At 71.2% G+C, this 6,526-nt stretch carries 9 protein-coding genes; 3 read left to right on the forward strand and 6 right to left on the reverse strand.

Annotation, left to right across the window (positions count from 1 at the left end; genetic code table 11):
- Nucleotides 1-2 precede the first annotated feature (2 nt).
- The 6 genes from ureG to ACWIF2_RS19925 all read right to left on the reverse strand — a co-directional run bounded on the left by ureG (nucleotide 3) and on the right by ACWIF2_RS19925 (nucleotide 4,309).
- Nucleotides 3-683 (reverse strand): urease accessory protein UreG, encoded by a 681-nt coding sequence (gene ureG, locus ACWIF2_RS19900; RefSeq protein WP_454361847.1) that lies wholly within the window; start codon nucleotides 681-683, stop codon nucleotides 3-5.
- Nucleotides 684-839: 156 nt separating this feature from the next.
- Nucleotides 840-1,514: an urease accessory protein UreF gene (locus ACWIF2_RS19905; protein ID WP_454361848.1), complete on the reverse strand. Its 675-nt coding sequence runs from the start codon at nucleotides 1,512-1,514 to the stop codon at nucleotides 840-842.
- A gap of 10 nt (nucleotides 1,515-1,524) precedes the next feature.
- On the reverse strand, nucleotides 1,525-3,246 hold the full coding sequence (locus tag ACWIF2_RS19910; protein WP_454361849.1) for an urease subunit alpha: 1,722 nt from the start codon (nucleotides 3,244-3,246) through the stop codon (nucleotides 1,525-1,527).
- A complete protein-coding gene (locus ACWIF2_RS19915) occupies nucleotides 3,239-3,550 on the reverse strand; it encodes an urease subunit beta (RefSeq protein WP_215122868.1) in 312 nt (103 codons plus the stop codon). Before ACWIF2_RS19915 ends, ACWIF2_RS19910 begins: the two co-directional genes overlap by 8 nt.
- 12 nt (nucleotides 3,551-3,562) lie before the next feature.
- Nucleotides 3,563-3,865, reverse strand: a complete 303-nt coding sequence (locus tag ACWIF2_RS19920) for an urease subunit gamma (protein WP_162468422.1) — start codon at nucleotides 3,863-3,865, stop codon at nucleotides 3,563-3,565.
- A 156-nt stretch (nucleotides 3,866-4,021) separates the two neighbouring features.
- Nucleotides 4,022-4,309 (reverse strand): type II toxin-antitoxin system Phd/YefM family antitoxin, encoded by a 288-nt coding sequence (locus tag ACWIF2_RS19925; protein ID WP_399016148.1) that lies wholly within the window; start codon nucleotides 4,307-4,309, stop codon nucleotides 4,022-4,024.
- A gap of 90 nt (nucleotides 4,310-4,399) precedes the next feature.
- On the opposite strand from ACWIF2_RS19925, the gene ACWIF2_RS19930 reads away from it, so the two are divergent.
- From ACWIF2_RS19930 to ACWIF2_RS19940, 3 genes are all read left to right on the forward strand, one after another.
- Nucleotides 4,400-5,035, forward strand: a complete 636-nt coding sequence (locus ACWIF2_RS19930; protein WP_454361850.1) for an ATP-dependent Clp protease proteolytic subunit — start codon at nucleotides 4,400-4,402, stop codon at nucleotides 5,033-5,035.
- 7 nt (nucleotides 5,036-5,042) lie between these two features.
- Nucleotides 5,043-5,351 (forward strand): hypothetical protein, encoded by a 309-nt coding sequence (locus tag ACWIF2_RS19935; protein ID WP_189724404.1) that lies wholly within the window; start codon nucleotides 5,043-5,045, stop codon nucleotides 5,349-5,351.
- Nucleotides 5,352-5,912: 561 nt separating this feature from the next.
- Complete coding sequence (locus ACWIF2_RS19940; RefSeq protein ID WP_454361851.1) at nucleotides 5,913-6,386, forward strand: C40 family peptidase; 474 nt, start codon at nucleotides 5,913-5,915, stop codon at nucleotides 6,384-6,386.
- Nucleotides 6,387-6,526: the final 140 nt, after the last annotated feature.

The raw sequence follows: 6,526 nt of genomic DNA on the forward strand, positions 1-6,526 counted from the left end.
GCTCACACCGTCCACGCGGCGAGCTGAGCCCGGACCCACGCGGCGACGTCCGTCACCCCGGCCTCCCTCCGCAACGACTGGAAGACGACCGGCAGTTCGGCCCGCTGCGCCTTGGCGTCCGCCGCCATGCGCGCGAGGTCCGAGCCGACGTACGGTGCGAGGTCGGTCTTGTTGACCACGAGCAGGTCGGCGGTGGTCACGCCCGGCCCGCCCTTGCGCGGGATGTCATCGCCCCCGGCCACGTCGATCACGAAGATCTGCGCGTCGACGAGCCCCCTGGAGAAGGTCGCGGTGAGGTTGTCCCCGCCGGACTCCACGAGGACCAGGTCGAGGGGCCCGACGGCGTCCTCCAGGTCCTCCACCGCTTCCAGGTTGGCGGAGATGTCGTCCCGGATCGCGGTGTGCGGGCAGGCGCCCGTCTCCACGGCGGTGATCCGCTCGGGCGGCAGCACGGCCTCCCGGAGCAGGAACTCGGCGTCCTCCCGGGTGTAGATGTCGTTGGTGACGACCGCGAGGGACAGTTCGTCCCGCAACGCCCGGCAGAGCGCGGCGACGGTGGCGGTCTTGCCGGACCCGACGGGGCCGCCGAGGCCGATGCGGAGCGCTCTGCGGGTGCCGTCGGGACGGTGGGCGTCGGCGCTTACGGCTGTGGGGGCGTGGGGGTCGGGGTGGTCGAGGTGCATGTGCGGCTCCTGGTGGGGCGGGCCCGGGTCGGCGGTCGACTGGGTTCTGGGTGGCGGGCGCTGGTGTCGGGGTGCGGGTGAGTGGGGGCTGGTCGCGCAGTTCCCCCCGCCCCTAAAAAAAGGGGGGTGTTCCCGCTCGGCGTTGTCGGCAGACGGCTACGAGGCGAACAGGCGTACCGGCCAGCCCGCGTGCACCTCCGCTCCGATCTCCAGCAGGGGTGCCGAGCCCGCCGGCAACGCGTCGACTCCCTCGTCGACGACTCTCCGCGCCGCCTCCACCGCCCGGTCCACGACCCGGTCCAGCTCCGGCGCCAGCCGGGCCAGCACCCCCGTCGCGTCGAAGGGGTCCAGGCTGAGCAGCCGCACCGTCGCCGTGGCCGGGCCGCTCACGCTCTCGTACGCCGCGCAGTACGCCGCGTCGACGGGCCCCAGTCCGGCCGCCCGTGCCGTCAGTCCGAGCACCACCGGCTGATGGGCACCCTTGGGGAACTCCCGTGCCAGCGCGTCCAGTTCGGTGGACGGCCAGGTCGATCGGGCGGCTCGCATCAGCTGGCGCCCCAGCTTGCGCGCGGCGAGCCGCAGCGCGGGGGACGGCGTACGGGCGTCCGCGGCACGGTCCAGCGCCACGGGGTCGATCCCGAGCGCCGCGGCGGCGGAGAGCGCCGCGGCCACCGATCCGGCCGTGTGCAGGCGGCCCCGGCAGAAGTGCGCGAGGCTCGCCGCCCCCTTGATCCGCCCGGCCTTGACCGCGGCCTCGGCCCCGCCGGAGTGTGCGTGGCCACCGGCGGGGAAGCGGCCGTCGGCCAGGACGAGAAGCGCTGCTCGTGACATCAGGGCGTCCTCAGAACAGGAAGTAGCGCTGGGCCATGGGCAGTTCGGCGGCGGGCGCCGCCTCGACCAGTTCCCCGTCGATGTGCACCGCGAAGCTGTCGGGGTCGACCCGCACGTCCGGGCGCGCGTCGTTCTCCCGCATGTCGGCCTTGGTGACCCCGCGCGTCGACTCGATCGATACGAACCGCTTGCCGAGCTCCAGCCGGTCCGGCAGCCCGTCCTCGACGGCCAAGGGGGCCACGAAGTTCAGGGAGTTGGCGGCCGGCGCCCGGCCGATCGCCCCGTACATCGGGCGCGGCAGGACCGGCTGGGGCGTGGGGATCGAGGCGTTCGCGTCGCCCATCTGCGCGTAGGCGATCTGCCCGCCCTTGATGACGAGCTGCGGCTTGACGCCGAAGAACGCCGGCTCCCACAGCACCAGGTCGGCCAGCTTGCCGCTCTCGACCGAACCGATCTCCCGGGCCAGGCCCTGGGCGAGCGCGGGGTTGATCGTGTATTTGGCGACATAGCGACGGACCCGGCGGTTGTCGGCTCGTCCGTCCCCGGGCAGGGCACCCCGCCGCCGCTTCATCACGTGCGCGGTCTGCCAGGTCCGCATGACGACCTCGCCGACGCGCCCCATGGCCTGGGCGTCGGAGGAGATGATCGAGATCGCGCCCAGATCGTGCAGTACGTCCTCCGCCCCGATCGTGGACGGCCGGATCCGGGACTCGGCGAAGGCCAGGTCCTCCGGCACCGCCGGGTTGAGGTGGTGGCAGACCATCAGCATGTCGAGGTGTTCCTCGGCGGTGTTGACGGTGAACGGCCGGGTCGGATTGGTGGAGCTCGGCAGCACGTACGACTCGGAGACGACGGTCATGATGTCCGGCGCGTGCCCGCCGCCCGCGCCCTCGGTGTGGTACGCGTGGATGCCCCGCCCGGCGATCGCGGCGAGGGTGTCGCCGACGAAACCGGCCTCGTTGAGCGTGTCGGTGTGGATGGCGACCTGGATGCCGGTCCGCTCGGCGACGGTCAGCGAGGCGTCGATGACGGCCGGGGTCGAGCCCCAGTCCTCGTGCAGCTTCAGGCCGAGCGCGCCGCCGCGGATCTGCGACAGCATCGCCTCGTGCGAGACGGTGTTGCCCTTGCCGAGCAGGCCGATGTTGAGCGGATAGGCCTCCATCGCCTCCAGCATCCGGGCGAGATGCCAGGGGCCGGGGGTCACGGTGGTGGCCTTGGAGCCCTCGGCCGGGCCCGTACCGCCCCCGACGAGGGTCGTGATGCCCGAGGAGAGCGCCTCGTCGGCGATCTGCGGGCAGATGAAGTGGACGTGCGCGTCGATCGCGCCGGCCGTGAGGATCCGCCCGTTGCCGGCGATGATCTCGGTCTCCGGTCCGATGACCAGGTCCGGGTGGACACCGTCCATGGTGTCGGGGTTGCCGGCCTTGCCGATCCCGGTGATCCGCCCGTCGCGGATGCCGACGTCGGCCTTGACGATCCCCCAGTGGTCGATGATCACCGCGCCGGTGATCACGGTGTCCGGGGTGCCCTCCGCCCGCGTGGCACGGGCCTGGCCCATGGACTCGCGGATGACCTTGCCGCCACCGAACACGGCCTCGTCACCGGCGCGTCCGGGGCCGCCCGAGCGGTCCTCCTCGATCTCCACCAGCAGATCGGTGTCGGCGAGCCGGATCCGGTCGCCGGTCGTCGGGCCGAACAGGTCGGCGTACGCGGCACGCGAGATCTCAGGCATCGAGGGCACCTCCGGTCTCACCGCGCAGACCGGGCACGACACGGGCGCCGGTGAGCGGAACGAGTTCGACGTCGACGGGGATCCCGGGTTCGAAGCGCACGGCCGTGCCGGCGGCGACGTTCAGCCGCTTCCCGCGGGCCGCGGCGCGGTCGAACTCCAGGCCGGGGTTGGCCTCGGCGAAGTGGTAGTGGGAGCCGACCTGGACGGGCCGGTCGGCGGCGTTGAGGACGGTGAGGCGGGTGACCTCGCGGCCCTCGTTGTACGCAATCGGGTCCTCGGCGAAGAGGATCTCTCCGGGAATCACGGCGGCTCCCCGTCAGACGATCGGGTCGTGGACGGTGACGAGCTTGGTGCCGTCCGGGAAGGTGGCCTCGACCTGAACGTCGTGGATCATCTCCGGGATACCGTCCATGACGTCGTCCCGGGTGAGCAGCTTGCGTCCGGAGGACATCAGCTCGGCGACGGTACGGCCGTCGCGGGCGCCTTCGAGGATGTGCGAGGTGATGAGCGCGACCGCCTCGGGGTGGTTCAGCCTCAGCCCGCGGGCCCTGCGCTTCTCGGCCACGTCGGCCGCGACGTGGATCAGCAGTCTCTCTTGCTCGTGCGGGGTCAGTTGCACGTCCCACCTCACAGTCCTCGCTCCGGACCGTGCGGGGCCCGGCTGCCGCAGCCCCGGGGAAAAGCCCTGGTGGCGTGGCGGCAGGCTAGTTGGACCGGGTTTCGGGCACGTTAACCGTGCTGTGATCCTTCAGGCCTGCGCGACGCGCCAGGAAAGCTACGCCGGGTTGGCCCCCCGGTGCTCCGCCGCGATTCCGAACCGCCGGTGTTCGCGAGGAGCGGACGCGACCTCGCGGACCGTGGAGACGGCGCTGATCACCTGCTCCTCGGCGGGCTCCGCGAGCTCCTGGGCCTCTTCGAGTCGCCGCAGGTCATCGGCTGAGACGAGGGCGACGAGGGGCTTGCCGTGCCGGGTGACGACGACGCGCTCGCCGGCGTACACCACGCGGTTGATCAGGTCGGCGAGCTCAGCCCTGGCTTGCGTCACCGGAATCTCGTAGGCCATGCGCCCATCATAACGTGACGTACGTCCTGTACATTTTTTACAGAGGAAGCTGTCGCCGGAGACGGCTCTGCCCGCGAGGAGGGGTTCCCCATGACCCGACCGTCCGCCCGTCACGTGCTGCCCGAGTTCACCGAACGCACGAGTTCCGGGCAGCGGACCATGGACCCGTACTCGAAGCTGCTGGAGGAGCGGATCGTCTTCCTCGGGGCGCCGGTGGACGAGATCTCGGCGAACGACGTGATGGCCCAGTTCATGTACCTCGAGCACCAGGCCCCGGACCGCGACATCCAGCTCTACATAAACTCCCCCGGCGGCGCGTTCCACGCGATGTCGGCCCTCTACGACACGATGTGCTACGTCACGTGTGACGTGGAGACGGTCTGCCTGGGCCAGGCCGGGGCGGCCGCCACCGTGCTGCTGGCGGCGGGCACGCCGGGCAAGCGGTCCATGCTGCCGGACGCGCGTCTGGTGATCCATCAGCCCGCCCTGCCCGAGCCCGTCCAGGGGCAGGCCAGCGATCTGGCGATCCAGGCCGACGAGCTGATGCGGATCCGGACCCGTATGGAGGAGATGCTCGCGCGGCACTCCGGCCGCACCCGCGAGCAGGTGAGCGAGGACATCGAGCGGGACAAGGTCCTCACGGCCCAGGAGGCGGTGGATTACGGCCTGGTGGACCGGATCATCCCCAACCGCAAGGCCACCATGGCCGCGCCGACCGGAAGGTGAGCCGCCGGTGCTGCCGCCCGAACTCCCTCCACTGCCCGCCCTGACCCGGGCGGAGGCGGAGCTGATCGACCGTTACCTCGAGGTCGTGGACCTGCTCGGCCGGATCAATCCGGCGCTGCACGGCGACACCTACCGCGGACTGCGCGCCGCCCAGGCCCTGGTCGGCAAGGCGACCGCGCTGCGTGACGCACTGGCCCTGATGCACCAGCGGGGCGAGACGGAACTGCACGCCGACACACTGGCCCGGGCACTGCGGGTACTGGACGGCGAGCGCCGCACCGCCCGCGTCACCCTGCCCCCGGAGTCCGTCGGTTGACGCTGATCCGGCCGATCCGTCGGCCCGGACGCCCGTTCCGTCGACGTGGCGTCCGGACCTGAGTCGAAACGGGCCAAACGACGTACCGCTGTTCGGAGTAGACGGGAGACCAATTTTTGGACCGTCACGCTTGCGCGCGGCGAGGGGCGGAGGGGCGGAATGGGACATTCCATCGCTGGTCCGGCGGTGCGCGGGGTGGTGGACACCGCCTCGAACACAGACGTGTCCACCCGAACGGGTGAGTGGTGAGTAACAACACAAATCCCCGGTTCCGTTGGGATTTCATGACAACCATCAGTCAAGATCCCTGACTGACGACAAGCCCCCGCCACAGCGGCGGGGCGATCCGGGCGGACGCCGAGTCCTGCCGCCGCCTGGATGACCGGTCGACAGGAGTGGATCGGCAGGAGTGGAGGACCCAAGCACGACGGGTCGCCGGGACGGTCACGCCATGACCGGACCCGAGCAGCCCTTGGGGTGAAGCCGCGTCAGCGGCCGGGCAACTTCGCCAGCCCGAATCCGACAGGTCATCCTTCACAGGCGGCTGACGAAGGGTTGCGCATGACTGCGCTCAATCGTGTCCCGTCGCTCATGGCCCGGGCCGGTACGGCCTCGGCTCTGACCATCGCCGCCGTGGGCGGCTCGATCGTGGCCCCCGGCTTCGCCTCCGAGGCATCGGCAGCCACGCCGGCGACCAAGGCACTCCAGATAGCGGCCTCGAAGAAGGGATCGCCCTACAAGTACGGCGCCACCGGCCCGCACCGGTTCGACTGCTCGGGCCTCACGCTGTACTCGTTCAAGAAGGTCGGCAAGAAGCTGCCGCGCACGGCCGCCCAGCAGTACAACAAGACCCGCCACATCTCCGCCCAGAACCGCAAGGCGGGAGACCTGGTGTTCTTCCACTCGGGCCGGAACGTGTACCACGTCGGTATCTACGCGGGTAAGAACAAGCTCTGGCACGCCCCGAAGAGCGGGGACGTGGTGCGGCTGCAGAAGATCTGGACCAAGAGCGTCTGGTACGGGCGCGTGAAGTGATCCGCCCGGCGTGCGGCGGCGTCTGAGACGCGCCGCCGCCCCCCCGGGGCGGGTCACCGGGGCAAAAGGTTTACCCGGCCGGGCAGGGCGCGCCCCCAGCCCACCCCCCCCCCCGGCGGACCCCCCAACCGCCCCGGCTA

It is taken from the genome of Streptomyces sp. NPDC055506 (assembly GCF_053643595.1).

Bases quoted from the DNA above. Each gene is read 5' to 3' on its own strand.
- ureG (WP_454361847.1), bottom strand. From the start codon at position 683: ATGCACCTCGACCACCCCGACCCCCACGCCCCCACAGCCGTAAGCGCC.
- ACWIF2_RS19905 (WP_454361848.1), bottom strand. From the start codon at position 1,514: ATGTCACGAGCAGCGCTTCTCGTCCTGGCCGACGGCCGCTTCCCCGCC.
- ACWIF2_RS19910 (WP_454361849.1), bottom strand. From the start codon at position 3,246: ATGCCTGAGATCTCGCGTGCCGCGTACGCCGACCTGTTCGGCCCGACG.
- ACWIF2_RS19925 (WP_399016148.1), bottom strand. From the start codon at position 4,309: ATGGCCTACGAGATTCCGGTGACGCAAGCCAGGGCTGAGCTCGCCGAC.
- ACWIF2_RS19930 (WP_454361850.1), top strand. From the start codon at position 4,400: ATGACCCGACCGTCCGCCCGTCACGTGCTGCCCGAGTTCACCGAACGC.
- ACWIF2_RS19940 (WP_454361851.1), top strand. From the start codon at position 5,913: ATGACTGCGCTCAATCGTGTCCCGTCGCTCATGGCCCGGGCCGGTACG.